General features: G+C 70.2%; 16 protein-coding genes. 5 read left to right on the top strand and 11 right to left on the bottom strand.

Features of this window, described 5'->3' with window-relative positions:
• Window positions 1-24 precede the first annotated feature (24 nt).
• Window positions 25-345 carry a hypothetical protein gene (locus BKK80_RS15370; RefSeq protein ID WP_071038150.1) on the bottom strand — a complete coding sequence of 107 codons (321 nt, stop codon included), beginning with the start codon at window positions 343-345 and terminating at the stop codon, window positions 25-27.
• Entirely contained in the window at window positions 342-998 is a 657-nt protein-coding gene (locus BKK80_RS15365; protein ID WP_071014189.1) for a peroxiredoxin, read from the bottom strand. The genes BKK80_RS15370 and BKK80_RS15365 overlap by 4 nt, the downstream gene beginning before the upstream one ends.
• A 235-nt stretch (window positions 999-1,233) precedes the next feature.
• Here BKK80_RS15365 and BKK80_RS15360 point away from each other — a divergent pair, with 235 nt between their 5' ends.
• Window positions 1,234-1,512 (top strand): hypothetical protein, encoded by a 279-nt coding sequence (locus BKK80_RS15360; protein WP_071014187.1) that lies wholly within the window; start codon window positions 1,234-1,236, stop codon window positions 1,510-1,512.
• On the opposite strand, the gene BKK80_RS15355 is transcribed toward BKK80_RS15360, so the two are convergent.
• Both BKK80_RS15355 and BKK80_RS15350 read right to left on the bottom strand, forming a co-directional pair.
• The gene (locus tag BKK80_RS15355; protein ID WP_071014184.1) at window positions 1,509-4,016 is read right to left on the bottom strand and encodes an EAL domain-containing protein; all 2,508 of its coding nucleotides are present in this window, start codon (window positions 4,014-4,016) and stop codon (window positions 1,509-1,511) included. The two genes, BKK80_RS15360 and BKK80_RS15355, sit on opposite strands and share 4 nt — an antisense overlap.
• 130 nt (window positions 4,017-4,146) lie before the next feature.
• Window positions 4,147-5,148: a zinc-dependent alcohol dehydrogenase family protein gene (locus BKK80_RS15350; RefSeq protein WP_071014182.1), complete on the bottom strand. Its 1,002-nt coding sequence runs from the start codon at window positions 5,146-5,148 to the stop codon at window positions 4,147-4,149.
• Between the two features lie 275 nt (window positions 5,149-5,423).
• On the opposite strand from BKK80_RS15350, the gene BKK80_RS15345 reads away from it, so the two are divergent.
• Window positions 5,424-6,251 carry a universal stress protein gene (locus tag BKK80_RS15345; protein ID WP_071038152.1) on the top strand — a complete coding sequence of 276 codons (828 nt, stop codon included), beginning with the start codon at window positions 5,424-5,426 and terminating at the stop codon, window positions 6,249-6,251.
• A gap of 31 nt (window positions 6,252-6,282) precedes the next feature.
• Here the strand turns inward: BKK80_RS15345 and yfiB are convergent, their stop codons facing one another.
• From yfiB to BKK80_RS15325, 4 genes are all read right to left on the bottom strand, one after another.
• The gene (yfiB, locus tag BKK80_RS15340; protein WP_083384119.1) at window positions 6,283-6,810 is read right to left on the bottom strand and encodes an outer membrane lipoprotein YfiB; all 528 of its coding nucleotides are present in this window, start codon (window positions 6,808-6,810) and stop codon (window positions 6,283-6,285) included.
• Window positions 6,811-6,834: 24 nt separating this feature from the next.
• A complete protein-coding gene (dgcN, locus tag BKK80_RS15335; protein ID WP_071070139.1) occupies window positions 6,835-8,085 on the bottom strand; it encodes a diguanylate cyclase DgcN/YfiN in 1,251 nt (416 codons plus the stop codon).
• Window positions 8,082-8,684: a regulatory sequestration protein YfiR gene (yfiR, locus tag BKK80_RS15330; protein WP_083384118.1), complete on the bottom strand. Its 603-nt coding sequence runs from the start codon at window positions 8,682-8,684 to the stop codon at window positions 8,082-8,084. The genes dgcN and yfiR overlap by 4 nt, the downstream gene beginning before the upstream one ends.
• Window positions 8,685-8,802: 118 nt before the next feature.
• Window positions 8,803-12,615 (bottom strand): response regulator, encoded by a 3,813-nt coding sequence (locus BKK80_RS15325; RefSeq protein WP_071070137.1) that lies wholly within the window; start codon window positions 12,613-12,615, stop codon window positions 8,803-8,805.
• A 389-nt stretch (window positions 12,616-13,004) separates the two neighbouring features.
• On the opposite strand from BKK80_RS15325, the gene BKK80_RS15320 reads away from it, so the two are divergent.
• The 3 genes from BKK80_RS15320 (at window position 13,005) to BKK80_RS15310 (ending at window position 14,306) form a co-directional block, all read left to right on the top strand.
• The gene (locus tag BKK80_RS15320; RefSeq protein ID WP_071014169.1) at window positions 13,005-13,208 is read left to right on the top strand and encodes a hypothetical protein; all 204 of its coding nucleotides are present in this window, start codon (window positions 13,005-13,007) and stop codon (window positions 13,206-13,208) included.
• A 317-nt stretch (window positions 13,209-13,525) separates the two neighbouring features.
• Window positions 13,526-13,984: a hypothetical protein gene (locus BKK80_RS15315; protein WP_418235864.1), complete on the top strand. Its 459-nt coding sequence runs from the start codon at window positions 13,526-13,528 to the stop codon at window positions 13,982-13,984.
• A 94-nt stretch (window positions 13,985-14,078) separates the two neighbouring features.
• On the top strand, window positions 14,079-14,306 hold the full coding sequence (locus tag BKK80_RS15310) for a hypothetical protein (RefSeq protein ID WP_071016481.1): 228 nt from the start codon (window positions 14,079-14,081) through the stop codon (window positions 14,304-14,306).
• 33 nt (window positions 14,307-14,339) lie between these two features.
• On the opposite strand, the gene BKK80_RS15305 is transcribed toward BKK80_RS15310, so the two are convergent.
• The 3 genes from BKK80_RS15305 to BKK80_RS15295 all read right to left on the bottom strand — a co-directional run bounded on the left by BKK80_RS15305 (window position 14,340) and on the right by BKK80_RS15295 (window position 16,972).
• On the bottom strand, window positions 14,340-14,726 hold the full coding sequence (locus BKK80_RS15305; protein WP_071016479.1) for a hypothetical protein: 387 nt from the start codon (window positions 14,724-14,726) through the stop codon (window positions 14,340-14,342).
• A 90-nt stretch (window positions 14,727-14,816) separates the two neighbouring features.
• On the bottom strand, window positions 14,817-15,191 hold the full coding sequence (locus BKK80_RS15300) for an MliC family protein (protein ID WP_071070135.1): 375 nt from the start codon (window positions 15,189-15,191) through the stop codon (window positions 14,817-14,819).
• Between the two features lie 167 nt (window positions 15,192-15,358).
• Window positions 15,359-16,972, bottom strand: coding sequence for a glycerol-3-phosphate dehydrogenase/oxidase (locus BKK80_RS15295; RefSeq protein WP_418235862.1), 1,614 nt, complete (start codon window positions 16,970-16,972; stop codon window positions 15,359-15,361).

The raw sequence follows: 16,972 nt of genomic DNA, 5'->3' as shown, positions 1-16,972 counted from the left end.
AGCGCCTACGGCAGGAGGGCCGGATCAAACGCGCGGGCGCGGCGCCGCGTGCAGCACCATCGCCAGCAGGGGATGCCAGGCCAGCCACGGCGCCCACGCCGTCCAGGTTGCCCAGATCGTCCATGGGGCCAGCAACCAGCCTTCCACCGCGTGCGCGCCGGCCGGCACGGCTACGCCGCGCAGCCAGCGCTCCATCGCTCGCTCGTCGGCCTGGAGGGTGAGGCTCAGGCCCCACTGGGAGCCACCGTCCGGCAGCGAGCGGTGCAGCCACTCGATGTCGGTGGCGGGTAGCGTTGCCGAGACACGTGTTTCCCGTACGCGCCGGGGGCCGTCCTGCGTGCTCATTTCGGTTCGGCCACTACGCGCAGATAGGGTTTCAGGGTGCGGAAGCCTTGCGGGTACTTCTTCTTGGCGTCCTCATCGGAAACCGAGGTCGGGATGATCACGTCGTCGCCGGGCCGCCAGTTCACGGGCGTGGCCACGGTGTGGCGCGCGTTGAGCTGAAGGGCGTCGAGCAGGCGCAGCACTTCGTCGAAGTTGCGCCCCGCGCTCATCGGGTAGACCAGCATCGCCTTGACCTTCTTGTCCGGGCCGACGATGAAGACGGAACGTACCGTGGCGTTGTCCACTGCCGTGCGCGGTCCGCCGCCGCTGGCGTTGGGGTGGATCATGTCGTAGAGCTTGGCGACGGTCAGGTCGGCGTCGCCGATCAGCGGGTAGTTGACCGCGTGGCCCTGGGTCTGCTCGATGTCCTGCACCCAGCGCTGGTGATCGGATACCGGGTCGATGCTGAGGCCGATGATCTTGGTGCCGCGCTTGTCGAACTCCGGCTTGAGGCGCGCCATATAGCCCAGCTCGGTGGTGCAGACCGGCGTGAAGTCTTTCGGGTGGGAGAACAGGATCGCCCATTTGTCGCCGATCCAGTCATGGAAGCGGATTTGGCCTTCGGTGGTGTCTGCGGTGAAGTCGGGGGCTTCGTCGCCGATGCGGATCGACATGGTTGACCTCCATGAGCAAGGTGGCAGGTATGCGAAACGGACGGGTTGCCGGCGAGGGGCCGGCCAAGCCAGTATAGGCTGCTTGCGCAGCACCGATTCTTAGCCGGGAGTAGACTCATCGGGCAAGGGGCGCGGCCGCGTGCATGTGAGCGGCCGAGTCCGCGCGGTGCCGGCGGCGGGCACCGGTGCCGGTCCTGTCCGATGCGGCCCGTCCGTTGAGATTAGGGGGCGAGTGATGATCAAGCGTCAGATTCAGGATTTCCCGGTCGCGGAACGGGAGCAGATGGCGGAGATCTGCAAGCGCGTAGGTCTGGCGCCGGGCGATTTCGAGGTGACGGACGAGACGCGTGACGCAGGTGCCGGCAGCGATGCCAGCGTGGCCACGCGCAAGGTCTCGGTCAAGCGTGCCGGCACGGAGGCACAGAGCGTCTACGAGGACGATCCGCCCGGTACCTGGCTGGAGCAGTTCGAAAGCGACCTGGAGTGCGGCTTGTTCGGGCCGCTGTCTGCCTAGCCGCAGCGTGCGGCGTCGCTTGCGCCCGCATCCGCGCCAGGGTCGGCGAGCGGCCACTGGGCAGGCCATGCCGCCACCGCAGTGGCCGGAACCGCGCGCGAGAACAGGAAGCCTTGCCCGACCTGGCAACCGTGGGTGGCCAGAAAGCGGTGCTGGAAGGTGCTGCTGACACCCTCCGCCACCACGGTCAGGTCGAGGCTGCGTCCGATGCGGATCACGGCTTCCACCAGCGTGCGGGCTTCCGCGCTCGTTTCCAGCGAGACAAGGAAGGAGCGGTCCAGCTTGATCTCGTCCACCGGCAGGCGCATCAGCCGGCTCAGCGTCGAGAAGCCGGTGCCGAAGTCGTCGATCGAGAGCGGGACGCCGAGCCGCCGCAGGGCCGCGACGCTGGCACCGGTGCCGGCCGAATGCTCGAGGAATACGCTTTCCGTGATCTCGATGATCAGGTCCGCCGGCACCAGCCCGTGACGCGCCAGGGTCTGCTCGATGCGGCCGGGCAGCGCGGGATCGCGCAGGTCGATCGGCGACAGGTTGACTGAGATGCGCGGTACGCCGACGCCGGCCGCGCGCCACTGCGCCAGCTGTGCGCAGGCGGCCTCGATCGCCCACTTGCCCAGCGCGGTGATCAGGCCCTCCTCCTCGGCCAGCGGGATGAAGCGGGAGGGCGTGATCTCTCCCCGTTGCGGGTGGAACCAGCGCGCCAGTGCCTCGACGGCGCACAGCCGGCCGTCGGCCAGCCGTATCTGCGGCTGGTAGTACTGCTGCAGCGTGCCGTTTGCCAGCGCGGCGCGCAGCTCGGTGGCCAGCTCACGATGCTCGGCCAGGCGCCGCGCCACCGCCACATCGTAGATGCCGATCTGGTGGCCGCCACCCTTCTTGGCCTGGTACATGGCCAGGTCTGCCTGCTTGAGCAGGGTCGGGCCGTCGCAACCGCTGCCGCTGAGCGCGCTGGCGCCGATGCTGGCCGAGGCGGGCAGGGCTTGCCCGCCGCCGGCGGGGGGCGCAGCCAGGGCAGCCAGCAGCGCCTCGGCCAGCGCCTTGGCGCGGGCCAGGTCATGGTCCGGCAGGACCACGCCGAATTCGTCGCCGCCCAGGCGGCCGATCGTGCCGGCCTGGCCGACCACGCCGGCCAGGCGCGCCGCCACGTTGCCGAGCACCCGGTCGCCCATGGCATGCCCGTCGGCTTCGTTGACCCGCTTGAAGTCGTCGATATCGATGAACAGCACGGCCAGCGCCTGCCCCGTGGCTCGTGCCGACGCCACCGCATCGTCGAGGCGTGCCAGCAGCAACTGGCGGTTGGGCAGTCCGGTCAGCGGATCGTAGTAGGCCAGGCGCTCGATGCGTTCGCGCGCGGCGTCGCGTTCGAGCGCCAGCGCGCACAGGTAGGTGCCCACGTCGACCAGGCTGCGGTGCAGCGCGTCGGGACCCCGGCATTCGTGGAAATACAGCGCGAACACGCCGGCGACCTGACCGTCGTAGGTCTTGATCGGCGTCGACCAGCAGGCCTTCAGGCCGTGCGGCAGGACCAGGTCCCGGTAGGCGGCCCACAAGGGGTCGCTGGCGATGTCGGTGACCAGCACCGGCTTGCCGAAGTGGGCGGCAGTGCCGCAGGAGCCCACCGTCGGCCCGATCTCCAGTCCGTCGATCCGGCTCACGCATGCCGCGGGCAGTCCGGGGGCTGCCAGGGTGCGCAGCCTGCCGTCGGCGATGCGGACCACGCTGACCAGAACCCCAGGGGACACCGCTTCGATCTGCCGGCACAGGCTGTCCATCATCTCTGCGCTGGACACGTCCTTGGCCAAGGCCTCCAGTGCCTTGCGCTGGATGGTGTCACGCAATTTGGTGTCGCTGATGTCCGTCAGCGTGCAGATGGCGCCCGTGATCGCGCCGTCGGCCTGCCGCAGCGGGTTGATTGCCGTGGCGAACCAGCGGGGCCGGCCATGGCGGTCGGCGAGCAGGGCTTCGCGGTGCAGCATCGTGCCCTGCCTGAGTTCGTCCAGCATCTGCGCCAGATGCGCTTCGCTGGTGCGGGCGGGGCGCATCAGGTCCAGCGCGCGGCGCCCGACCGCCTGGTGGCGCTGCAGTCCGAAGACACTGGTGAAGGCGCGGTTGACGTGGCTGACATAGCCGTCCAGGTCGAGGAACAGGACAGGGTTGCCGGCGTGATCGAGATAGGCCGAGGAAAGGGCGGACGCGCGGCCACCGTCGTCGGGCGCGGCGAAATAGGCCAGCTCGCCGCTATCGAGGCGGGAGGTATGCAGGCGAACGGCGAGCCTGCCGCCGTCCTGGGGCGGGCGCTGCAGCACCGGTGGCACGGCGCCATTGCCACCCTCGGGCGGCAGGCCCAGCTCCGCGGCGGCGCGGCCGATCGCTTCGGCACGGATGCATTCCCACAAGGCCTGCGCCGCGGCATTGAAGAGCACCACACGCCCCTCGGCGTCGACCACGACCACAGCGTCGACGGCCTGTTCGAGCGCTGCTTGCCCTAGCGCCTGACATTGCATCTTGGTCCGTTCTCCGCACGGTTGCGTTGGGATTCCTGCGCCGCGACATGGCTGCGCCGGCCGAGTATATGCCATGGGCACGGCCGGTGGGAATGGCCGGGACTCGTCCCGGGCCGGAGCGCCGGTCGGCTCAATGGCCGATGTCCAGCACGGCCGCGCCGGCAAGGCGGCCGTCGCGCAGGTCTGCCAGCGCCGCGTTGGCTTGCTCCAGCGGGTAGAGCGTGGTGTGGGTGCGCAGTGGGATGGCGGCGGCCAGCCGCATCAGGTCGATGCCATCCGCCCGCGTCAGGTTGGCGACGGAGAGCAGGCGCCGCTCCTCCCACAGCAGGCGGTAGGGGAAGGCCGGCAGGTCGCTCATGTGGATGCCCCCGCAGACCACCGTGCCGCCCTTCGCCACTGCGCCCAGGGCGAGCGGCACCAGCGCGCCGACCGGTGCGAAGATCAGGGCGGCATCCAGGACGGCGGGCGGCGCCTCGCCGCTGGCGCCCGCCCAGCGGCAACCGGTCTCGCGCGCGAGCTGCTGCGCGGCCTGGTCCCCCGGGCGCGTGAAGGCAAATACCTCTCGCCCCTGTGCGACCGCGATCTGGGCGACCACGTGGGCGGCAGCGCCGAAGCCGTAGATGCCGAGGCGCGCCGCTTCGCCGGCCAGGCGCAAGGTGCGGTAGCCGATCAGGCCGGCGCACAGCAGCGGCGCCACGTGTTCATCGTCATAGGCGTCCGGCAGGGCGAAGCAATAGCGGCTGTCGGCGATGGCATATTCCGCATAGCCGCCATCGCGTGTGTAGCCGGTGAATCGCGGCGCGTCACACAGGTTCTCGCGCTGGGCGAGGCAGAACGGGCAGTGCCCGCAGGTATGGCCGAGCCAGGGCACGCCCACGCGCTGTCCTGCCTGGAAGCCGCTGACGCCGCTGCCCAGGGACTCGACCCGGCCGACGATCTCGTGCCCCGGGATCAGTGCCGGCTTGGGGTGCGGCAGGTCGCCGTCCACCACGTGCAGGTCGGTGCGGCACACGCCGCAGGTACTGACGGCGATGCGCAGTTCGCCCGGCCCCGGCTCCGGCACCGGTACGTCGCGCGGATGCAGCAGCGGGCTGCTGCCATCGAAGATCATGGCACGCATGGTTTGCGGCATGGCGGGCTCCGGTGAGGACATGTCGGCTCATGCCCGGCGGGCACGGCAGGATCGGTGCGGACGGGCCGCAGGCGTGCATCCAGTATGGCGGGCACCGGGCCAGGCTGCTTGATCGGTATCAAGGTGCTGTGCCGGCCGCTTTGCCATGCTATCCCCCTTTGCGTGGGGCGGCCGGGCTGGGTCGGGCCGGTCCGGCGCTATGATCGGGGTACCGGCCCGCCGGACTCGCGGGCGATCTGCGCAACACGCCGATACTTCATCCGAGAGGTGGCGACATGGACTTCAAGACGGTGCTGGTGGAAATGGGCGACGACGAGGGCGGCGACGCGCGCATCGAGGCAGCGGCCGCACTGGCTGCCCTGGGAGGCGATGGGCACGTGGTCGGCGTGACGGCCACGGGTTTCCGTCCCGATCCGTTCCGGGGCGCGGGTGAGGAAGCCGGCCGCTATGCCGCCCAGGCCGAGCAGCGCCAGCAGCAGCGCCGCGCGGCGGACGAGGAACGCCTGCGCCGCATCGTGGCACAGGCAGCGCCCGGCCTAAGCTGTGCCCACATGCTGCTGGCCGAGGATCCTGGCTGGGCTCTGGCCTTGCAGGGCCGGCTGGCCGACATCATCCTGGTGGCGCGTCCGCCGGTGCCCGACCTGGCGCCGGTGCTGGCGGCGCAGACTGCCGAGTACGTGCTGCTGAATGCCGGCCGGCCGGTGCTGGTGCTGCCGCCGCAGGTGCGCCGCGTCGAGGCGCGCCATGTTGCGGTGGCCTGGGATGGCCGGCGCGAGGCAGCCCGCGCGGTCGCCGATGCGCTGCCCTTGCTCAGGCGCGCGCAGCGGATCAGCCTGGTCTCGGTCGATCCGGAGGGGCGCGGCGTGGCACAGGGCGATGGACTGGCCGCGTACCTGGCGCGGCACGGGATCCGCGCCGAACTGGTGCCGGTGCCGACGCAGGAGGCGGTCGGCCCCGCGCTGCTGCGCGCCGTCGGCCATCTGCACGCCGATCTGCTGGTGGCCGGTGGCTATGGCCACTCGCGTGTGCGGGAACTGGTGATGGGGGGCGCCACCCGGGTATTGATGCGGCACGCCGAGGTGCCGCTGTTGATGTCGCATTGAGCCGCCGGCGCCACCGCGGGCGTCGCCGTGCTCAGTCGACCGTGACGATGATCGCGACGCGGCGATTCTGTGCGCGGCCCTCGGGGGTATGGTTGTCCGCCACCGGCCGGCTCATGCCCAGGGCACGCACTTCGATATCGTCGCGCGCGAAACCCGCGCTCACCAGCACGCCGGCGATGGCCTGCGCGCGGCGCAAGGAGAGCTTCAGGTTGTAGTCGGTGCTACCGGCGTCGTCGGTATGGCCGTCCAGCCGCACATGGTCGATGCCGGCGCCCAGCAAGGCCTGCCCGATCCTGCGCAGATTGCTTTGCCGTTCGGGCGGGATCGCATCGTCGTCGAAGCCGAACAGCACCTTTTCCGACAGGTCCAGTTCCCAGCCCAGGCCAGTCAGGTGGAAACCCTGCTGCCGCAGCGTTTCCACCTGCTGTGCGGTGAGCTTGCGGTACGGTGCGGTCTGGCAGCCGGCCAGGGCCAGGGCGCCAGCTAGCAGCAGTGCCGCCGCGGCGCGGGCGCAGGCATGCGCCGATGCGGTCTTGCGGGTGGTTCGTGCAGTGCCCACGTCCCTCCTCCCTTTTCTTCTCCCCTAGTCGGCGCCGTCCGGCGGGGGGGCGCTTTGCCAGGTGCCCCCCGAGCGGCGCTTGGCGCCATACATGGCGCCGTCCGCCGCCCGCAGCAGGGCTTCCGCCGTGCCGCCATGCGCCGGATAGGTTGCGATGCCGATGCTGACCGGGGCCGTGACCGATGTGCCGGATTTCAGCATGATCGGCTCGCGCAGGCTCGACAGGATGTGCTCCACCACACGGATCGCATCCTGCGGCCGCTGCAGCGGGGCCAGCAGCACGGCGAACTCGTCGCCGCCGAGCCGTGCCACCAGGTCCGTTTCGCGCAGGCAGGCGCGCACGCGGGCCGCCACGCTGATCAGTACCTCGTCGCCGGCGGCATGGCCGAAACGGTCGTTGATGTCCTTGAAGGCATCATTGTCGAGGTACAGCACGGCCGCGTGCCGTCCTTGTGCCTGCACCGCGCGCAGCGTGCGCTCCAGCGCCTGCTCGAATGCCGTCCGGTTGAGCAGTCCGGTCAGCGCGTCGTGGCTGGCCTGGTGGGCGAGCGAGCGGTTCTCATGCTGCAACTGCTTCTGCCAGTCCTCCAGTTCGTCGAGCAGGCCGTTGAAGTCTTCTCCCAGCGCATGCAGTTCGGCGATGTGCGCGGGCGGGGTGCGCTGCTCGAAGGCACGATCCGAGCGTACCGCATGTGCCACCCGCATCAGGTTGCGCACCGGCTCGGTGATGTGCGTCAGCATGCGGCGCGACATATAGTGGGCGCTGACCGCGGTGAGCAGCAGGCAGGCCAGCAGGCCGAAGGCGCCGCTGGCGAGGAAGCTGAGCAGGTTGGCCGGATCCCCCGACAGGCGCAGATAGCCCACAGGCTGCGCATCATGCAGGATGGGTTGCTCGACCGGCTCCGCCAGCAGCAGTTCGCCGATCGCCCGGCTGAGGCCCGAGAACCGGTGGGCATCGGGGCGCCGCCATTCGGCGAGCAGGTGGTCGCCGCGGTCGTAGACGCTGGCATAGGCGACGTCCTCGCTGGCGATCAGCGCGAGGGCGTCGCGGGTGGCGGCCTTGTCGTTGAACACCACCGGGGCCTCCAGCGCGTAGGCCACCGAGCGTGCCACCAGGCGCAGGTTGTGGTCCGCGTAGACGCGCAGGGCGGTGATGCCGAGCACGGTCAGCGACAGGCCAGCGGTGCAGATGGCGATGAGCGCCACGCTCAGGTGGATGCGCCGCAGGGTGCTTTGCAGCGTCGGGCGCGTGCCGGGCCTGTTGTTTCCGATCATGGCGTGGTTCCCCGCCGACGGCCGAGCTGCAGCACGCCGGGGTGGACGTGGATGCCGCTGCGGGCCACCGAGTCGAGATTGACGCGGAAGGACACCTGCGCATCCCGCACACTGAGGCAGAACATGCTGCCGACCTCGCACTCGAAGTCTCCCTCGCTGATGACCAGTACCGGCTGGCCGCTGAGTTCTCGTCCCAGCAGCTTGCGCTTGTCATCGGTCATGGTGCCGACGTAGAGCGCGTCGCAGTCGCGCGCCAGGTCGCTGCCGGTAACGTCGACCACGCGCGTGCGCACCGGCCGCCCGTTGGCCAGCGTGCCTCCATCGAGCAGCTTGGCGGAATAGAGGCTGGAGCGTTCCACGCACAGCCGCAACACCGCTGGCTCGCTCGGCCAGCGTGCGTAGCTGAGCAGGTTGAATACGGTCTTGGCTACCGCGTCCGCGCGTTGCTGCAGGGTCTGGGCTCTCGCGTCGGGCGCGTGGGCCAGCGGAAAGATAGCCAGCAGCAGCGCGAGCAGGGCCAGCACGCAAGGTGGTGGGGCGCTGCGGACGTGGTGGCTGCCGGTGCCTGCCCGGAAGGACGGAAGGAGTGGCGGACGCATGACATGGTTCGGGGCGGGCGACGCCTGCGGGCGCCGACCGACCGGGTATTGTCATGGTGCCCGGCAGCGCAGGTCAAGGCGGCGCCGGAGAGTATGTTGCCGCTGCGCGGTGCGACCGTCAGCCTGTCCGGCTGACTGCCGGCCTGCCGGCAGCGCCTTCGCCGTCGGCCGGCCCGGTGCGTCCGGCTCTACCGCTTTCGGCGTAGCGGATCAAGGCGGCCAGCAGCCGGTCCATGTGAGCGCAGGCGACTCGCAGTGGCTGTAGAGTTCTCTCAGGTGTCTCCTGCGGCACCCGGTGCGACACGGCCTGCTCGAATTCCGCGCAGGCCAGAAGGACGGGTTCGAAGCCGATGACGGCGGCGCCGCCCTTGAGCTTGTGTGCATCCGACGCGGCCTTCGACAGGGCGCCGGCAGCCATGGCTTGCTCGATCTCGCCGAGGTACTGGTGGCTGGTCGACTGCAGCAGGTGCAGGAAGGCGGCTGCCTCGGGGCCGTCCGTGAAGATCTCGCCCACGCGCTGCGCCGCACGCTGGGCATGGCCTTCGCGAGTGCCGCTTCGCCGTGTCCTGGCCGTGCTGCCGGGCGGGGCGGTGCCGGTGGACGTGCTGGTGGACGTGCTGGTGGACGTGCTCGTGCGGGCGGTGCCGGCAAGAGGGGAGCCGGGCCTGGCCTGCTGCAGCAGAGCGCGCAGGGCGTCCAGGCCGGCCGGCTTCACCAGGCAGCGGTCCATGCCGGCCTCCTGGGCCTGCCGGGCGACTTCCGGCCGTGCGTCGGCGGTACAGCCGATCACGAAGAGATGGCGCAGGCGCGCATCGGCACGGATGCTTCGCGCGAGCGCGTAGCCGTCCATGCCGGCCATATTGCAGTCGGTGATGACCAGGTCGGTCTCGTGGTGTGCCAGGATCTCCAGGGCTTCCCGCCCATCGGCCGCCGTATGGACCGTCACCACCCCGAGGAAGCCGAGCTGGCGCACCAGCAGCTGTCGGTTGGCGGGATGGTCGTCGACCACCAGCGCGCGCAGTCCGGCAGGTGTCGCCAGCGGCTCCGGCGGCGGCGCATGGCCGGTTGCGGAAGAGGGCAGGTCGGCCAGCGAGGCCGGGATCTCGACGAAGAACTCGGTGCCCAGGCCGAACTCGCTGCGCAGCCAGATGCGCCCCTGCATCTGCGCCAGCAACTGGCGGCAGATCCAGAGTCCCAGCCCGGTGCCGCCGAAGCGGCTGCCGGTGTCGCGCCCGGCCTGGCGGAAGGGCAGGAAGAGCGAGGCCTGCTGGTCCGCGCGGATGCCCGCTCCGGTGTCCCGCACCGCGATATGCAGAGTACCGCCGTCCGGACGCCCGCCTTGCCATCGCACCTCCAGGGCCACGAGGCCGTGCTGCGTGAACTTCAGGGCATTGCTGAGCAGGTTGCCGACGATCTGGCGTACGCGCAGGGCATCGATGCGGATCGCGGGCGGCAGCGTTTCGTCGAGGTGGGCTTTGAACTGCAGCCCCTTCTCGTGCGCCAGCGGCCGGTAGATCAACAGCAGCCGCTCCAGCTCCTCGCGCGGATCGGCCGGCTGCGGGTCCAGGCTCAGCTGTCCGGCCTCGATCTTGGCGTAGTCGAGGATATCGTTGATCAAGGTCAGCAACGACTGGGCGGCCTGCTGTACCGCCACCAGGCTGTGCTTGTCCGGCCGTCTGCGCGAGCGGATCTCGAGTTCGAGCGTACCCAGGATGGCGTGCATCGGCGTACGGATCTCGTGGCTGATGGTGGCCAGGAAGGTGCTCTTGGCTCGGTTGGCGGTATCGGCCGCCTGCTTGGCCTGCTGCAGTTCACGCTCGGTGCGCTTGCGTTCCGTGATGTCCAGCCAGCCGCCCAGCACGCCGTCGAAGCGGCGGTCGGCGCCATAGAGCGGCAGCAGCCAGATAAAGAGGTCGACGTCCTGGCCCCGGTGCTCGAGGTGGCAATCTGTCATGCAGGCGCGGCGCTGGGCGCGGACACTGCGGGCCAGCGCGGCGAGGCGCGCATCGAGCGCGCCGCCGCTGCCCGCGCGCTCCCAATCGTCCGCGCGCCCGCGCTCCAGCAGGGCGGCCGCCGTGTCGCCGTAGGCGGCGGCGTAGTGCGGATTGCAGCTGGCCAGGCGGCCGTGTGCGTCGCGCACGAAGACGGCGAACGGCAGCCCGTTGATCAGCGTGCGCTGGAATTCCAGCTGGTCGCGCAGCCGCAAGGCCTGCTGGCGCCGCGTGTAGTAGGACCAGCCGAGGTAGAGTCCGCCGGCGCACAACAGCCCCAGCGACACCGCCAGCCCCAGCAGCAGGCCTTGCGTCTGGCGGTCCGACAGCCCGTAGCGCGGGATTGCCACGCGAGCGCCGTTCCAGTCGCGCCGGATGGCGTCGAGCTCCTCCGGCGGGACGCTGTCGAGCACCTTGTCGATGATGCCGATCAGTTCAGGGGAGCGGAAATCGGCGGCGAAACTGATCGGCCAGGGGGAGTCGCTGGTGGTTGCCGCCACCGCGAACTGCCCGTCGAAGCGCGTGGCGTTCAGGTAGTTCGCACTCGTCAGGTTGGTGATGATGGCATCGACCTTGTGCTCCTGCAGCCAGCGGAACAGGACCAGCATGTCAGGCGCCACCGCGATGCTGGCGGCTCGCCCGGCCACGCCATCGGGCAGCAAGCCGCGCGTGCCGAGGGTGTTGCCGGGTACGCCGACGCGCCGCCCGGCCAGGTCGGTGGCCTGCCGGATGCCCTGCTCATCGGCGTGCGTGGTGATGACCCACAGCGACTCCATGTAAGGCGTCGAGAACAGCATGTGCTGGCGCCGCTCCTCCGTCGCGGTCACGGACAGCAGCAGATCGATGCGGCCCGAGCCCAAGGCAGCGAAGCCGTCGGCGTCGTTGTCGAGGAGCACCGGTTCGAATTGCAGGCCGGTGCGGGCGGTGATCACGGCCAGCAGGTCCATCGACAGGCCGGTGGGGCTCGCATCGCGATGGTCGAGGAAGGAGAACGGAGCGAGGAACCGGGCCGCGCCGAAGCGCACGCGCGGGTGGGCGCGGATCCAGGCGGCTTCTTCCGGGGACAGGTTCACTTGCTGGGCGACGCGGAAATGGCTGGCCGAGCCGAGCCAGCGCTGCTGGATGTCACCGGCGATGCGGATCGGTACGTGGCGCAGCAGGATGTCGATCGCCTGCAGCAGCGGGCGCTGGCGCGGCGTGGCCAGCAGCACGAATGGCGCACCGCTGAACGGCGCGAAGTTGGTGATCGCGAGCTGCAGCAGTTGCAACTGGTCGATCAGGTAGTTGGCGCCTGTCGCGACGCCGATGAAGAGGTCGGCGCGGCCGAAGGCGACCGCTTCCAGCGCCAGCAACTGGGTGGGGAAGACTTCGATGCGGGCCTCGCGATAGTGCCGGGCGAGGCTGTCGCGGTCGACGCTGTCACGTGCGATGGCAATGACCTGCGTGGCGGTCGGACGCGCCGGGCCGGTGCGGCGGACTTCCGCCAGCCGGTGCGTGAAGTAGGCGGAGGTGGCGGACAGCGTGTCGCCGGCCTCGTCTGCGGTCCCCGCCAGCAGGTCGATGGCGCCGGCCTCGAGCGCCTGGCGTGCCTGGGCGCCGGTGTCGAAGCCGGTGATCTCGAAGCGCAGCCCGCTCATCGCCGCCAACGCCGCCAGGTAGTCGGCCAGGACGCCTTCGAACAGCTTGTCGGCGCGGTTCAGGTAGATGGGCACGAAAGTGTGCCGGACATAGCCGACGCGGACCGTGCGATAGGCGCGCAGGATCGGTGATCCCTGCAGGGCGGGCGGCAGGCGCAATGCCGCGTCCGCGCCGATGCTGCTGGTCAGCTTCAGCGCCGGGGTGGTCGCCGGCGCGCACCAGCCGCCGCAGGCGCAGCAGGCCAGCCACAGCCAGGTGGCCGCATACCGCGCGAAGCGGGGCCAGGACGGGGGGGATCGCATGCGGGGCGGGATCGGGCCGGATCGGGCAGGAGGCCGGGCGGGGCGTGCCCGTTCAGCCGCGGGCCTCGCCCCGGGACGGGGCGGCAGCTGCGGCTGGCCGGGAGAGCGGGGCAAGTGCTGGGCTGGGCATGAAGGCGGCTCGCAAGGTTCGTGGCTGGCCCAGCCGTCACGCCAGGCAGAAGAGATCGCCCAGATTTCAGCTTTGTGCCGCTTGCCGCGCAATGGCCGCAGACCGTGATTAGGAGAAGGCCCAAAAAACTGAGGAATGCACTCACCAGTTTTCTCAGCTAGCGCCTATATATATGTAGGCATATTCCGATTCGAGGTCCGCCGGCTTCGTGCTGGCCCCCGATGCCGGCAGGATCCGGCACGCTGCGGAGGAGGGCAAGATGACAACGGATTCCAAGCCGCGCCTGAGCGCGCTGGTGCAGACCGCACCCCAGGCCGGGCGCTATGTCTGGGTGATCGCACTGGTGGATTTCGAAGCGAGGCTGCTCAAACGGACGATCGTGTCGGACGACACCTTCACCACGGCGGACGCGGCCCGCGTCGCAGGCGAGGCGCAGTTGCGCGCCATGGCGGCGGACCACTAGTCCACTGCGTCATTCGTGCTGAAGCACGAATTCGTCGACTAAGTCCGCCGAGGGGCTGCGCGCTTTGCCGTGACGCAGGCTTGCCAGGCTTCAGCGCTTGCAGCGCCACGTTGCAGGCCTTGCGCGACCTCTTGGCAGGCGCTTGTCAGACTTCTCTCAGCAGGCCGAGTTCATCAACGGATTCAAGGCTCAGGACATCGGCCGTCGCAGCGGAGGGCGGCCTTGAAATGCAAGGAACCCCTTTCTTACAGACTGTCGTGGGGCCGACGCATAGACTGGCGCCCAGTTCGTCTCGCCCTGCGTGGGAAAGGATCTTCGTGAACCGTTTCGTCCGCCGCGCCGTGCTTGGCCTTGCCTGCGCCACGACCCTGGCCTGTGGCCTTGCCACGGCACCTGCCGCGATGGCACAGGTTTCCGTCAACGTCACCATCGGCGCGCCCCCGCCGGCGCCTGTCTACGAGGCGGTGCCGGCTCCGCGTCCCGGATTTATCTGGGTGCCTGGCTTCTGGGACTGGGATGCCGGGTACCACCGGCACGCCTGGCAGGCCGGACACTGGGAGGCGGAGCGGCCCGGCTATGCCTACGCGCCGCCGCGCTGGGAGCATCGTTCAGAAGGCTGGGTGCTGGTGCGCGGGGGTTGGGGCGGCCGTGCGGAGCCGCAACGCGGTCCGGAGCGTCATGACGACTACCGGCACGACGACCGCCGCCGTGATGATCAACGCCGCGACTGGGACGGCCACGGCCCGCACGACGGCGGGCGCCGGGACCACGGCTGAAACGGCCTGCCCGGCCGGCCTGGCAAGTGCCGGCGCGGCGGGATGTCCGCACATCGCGGCATGGTACGATCCTCCGAAACCCTCGGAGATGGGCATGCCGGCAAAGCACGTCTTTTCGCGTGAGCAGTACCTCGACATCCTTAATGAGAGCCTGCGCAACCATCCGGGCTGGCGGCCGGGCATGGCCTTCGTCTTCCATCCGGCCGGTGCGGACGCGCACCAGGCCACCGGCGTCAGCTGCACCGGGCCGGCCTCGGCGATGCCGGTCTATGAAGATATCCAGCGCGTCGCCGCCACGCTGATCGTGGTGCGCGACGCGTGATCGGTGCCCTGGCGCTGGCGCCCGGCGCAACACTCATTCCTCGTCATCGCCCTCGCTGTCGAGGAATTCGCGGCGCTGCATCCAGTTGGCGATCGCCTCGTCGCAGACACGCTTGAGCTTCTGCCGCTCAGGCAGCTTGTCGAACAGCTCGAAGTTCACCAGCGCCATGCCCGCATCGGTGATATAGAACAGGCGGCGCGGCTCGTCGTAATGCACGATGCGGCCATCGATGCCGCCTTCTTCGCCATCGCCCGGCATGTCCTCAAGTTCCACCACGCGGCAGGTGAAGCGCGGGCTGCGGGTGTGCGTGAGGTACTCGAACTCGTCGTGCATGATCTCGCCACCCTTGCCGGTGGCGATGGCGAAGCCCCAGATGAAGCGGGGCATCGGCAGGTCGGACAGATCGTCAATCTCGTCCATGTCTTCCATGTCATTCTCCCTGATGCAATACCCGCATTATCGCCCGGGAGCCCGTCCATGCGCCACGCCTGCCGGGCGGCGGCACTGCCGCTAGCGCACGGCCTTGCAGTTGGCGTAGGGCGCCGGGGCGCCGTCCCCGCCGCGCAGGTCCTCCAGCCGGCCTTCGTCTCCCTTGGTGATCCATTGGTAGGGCCCGGCCGCATAGCGCGCGCCGGAGCCGGTCAGCACGCTGGCGAACAGCAGCGGCCTGCCGTCCAGCCGGAGGATGGCGATCTGGTTGTCCGCGCTGTTGAAGTAGCGCGCGCTCAGCGACTTTCCTTCGTCGCAGCGGTAGCGCACCGTTCGCGGCGGCTCGAAGCGCACGCCGTCGATGCCTGGCCGCGTCGCGGCGGCCAGGGGCAGGACGGCGAGCAGCACGCCCAGGGCGGCAGCGCTGGCGAGCAGGCGGGAAAGGCAGGCTGGCATGTCGGATTCCTCGAGGCAGGGTGATGGGCAGGGGGCAGGCAGGGCACAGCGGAGCGGGCGCCGAAGGCTTTCCGCCGCCCGCTTCCCGCCGCCCGCTCCCCGGGGCGCTCGCGCAGTCGGGGCCTGCAGTCGGGGCGGCGCTGTCGGCGGCCGGGGAGGCGCGGTACTCAGTCGAGCATATAACCCGAGGCGAGCTTGCGGAAGTCCTCCACTTCGCGGGTTTGCCAGGCAGCATCGTGCTGCAGTTCCTCGGCCAGGATGGCCGCCACGCGCGGCGCGGCCGCGCTGGCGCCACGCGCATCGAGGAACAGGGCGCGATTGCGGCGCGCCAGCACGTCCTCGACGCGCCGCGCCATTTCGTGGCGCGCGGCGAAGCGGACGTGGGCGGCGGTCAGCCCGGAGCCCGCCATCAGCACCTCGTCCTGGCCAGGCAGTGCGCGCAAGGCTCCCAATTCGTTGCCGTAATAGCGATCGGGTGAGCCGCTGCCGGATGCCGGCAGGTCGGCCGGCAGGCCCTGTGCGCCATGCAACGCCAGTTCCGTCGTGATGCAGGGCGCAGCGCGCGCCACCAGCCCGCGCTGGATGGCGGTGTCCACCACGTCCTCCGCCATCTTGCGATAGGTGGTCCACTTGCCGCCGGTCACGGTGATCAGGCCGCCCTTGGAGACCAGGATGGTGTGCTCGCGCGACAGCGATGCGGTGGTGTTTTCCCCGGTCGCCTTGACCAGCGGGCGCAGCCCGGCCCAGACGCTGGTGACGTCGGCGCGAGTGGGCGAGCGGGACAGGTAGCGCGCCGCCGTTTCCAGGATGAAGTCGACGTCGTCGCCGGCGGCGCGCGGTTCGAGCGGCAGGTCCTGGCGCGGGGTGTCGGTGGTGCCGACGATGGTGTGGCCGTTCCAGGGCACCACGAACAGTACCCGGCCGTCGTCGGTGCGCGGGATCAGGATGGCGTCCTGGCCGGGCAGGAAGCTGCGCGGCAGCGTCAGGTGCACGCCCTGGCTGGGCGCCACCATGGTGCGGGCCTGGCCGTCCTCCATGCGGCGCACGGCATCCACCCAGACGCCGGTGGCGTTGATCACGCACTTCGCCTGCAGGGCGAAGCAGGCCTCGCCGAGCGCGTCCTGCACGGTGACGCCGGTGACGGCGCCGCCTTGCTGCAGCAGGCCGGTCACGCGCAGGTAGTTGACCGCGGTGCCGCCCACGTCGAAGAGGGTGCGCATCAGGGCGATCGCCAGCCGTGCGTCGTCGAACTGGCCGTCGAAGTACAGGTTGCCGCCGCGCAGCGGGCGTCCGCCCACGTGTTCGGCGAGCGTGGGCGCGGCGGCCAGCGTCTCGCGGTGGTTCAGCCAGCGGCTGCCGGCCAGCTTGAGGTTGCCCGCGAGCATGTCGTAGACCTTGAGGCCGATGCCGTAGAAGGGCTGGTCCAGCATCTGGTAGGCCGGCACGACGAAGCCGAGCGGCCACACCAGGTGCGGTGCGTTGCGGGCCAGCAGGCCGCGTTCGTGCAAGGCCTCACGCACCAGGCTGATATTGCCCTGCGCGAGGTAGCGCACGCCCCCGTGCACGAGCTTGGTGGCCTTGCTGGAGGTGCCTTTGGCGAAGTCCGCGGCCTCGACCAGCAGCGTGCGGTAGCCGCGCGAGGCTGCGTCGACGGCCGTGCCCAGGCCGGTGGCGCCGCCACCGATGACGATCACGTCCCAGCGCGGTTCGCGCGCGAGGCCGGCGAGCAGGTCGGCGCGGGCAGGGGGCAGGATCTGGGTGAAAGGCGTTGGCATGGTCAC

The organism is Cupriavidus malaysiensis (assembly GCF_001854325.1).
Lineage (GTDB): Bacteria > Pseudomonadota > Gammaproteobacteria > Burkholderiales > Burkholderiaceae > Cupriavidus > Cupriavidus malaysiensis.
The sequence above is the reverse complement of the archived record's forward strand: the minus strand, read 5'-3'. Positions and strand labels throughout refer to the sequence as shown.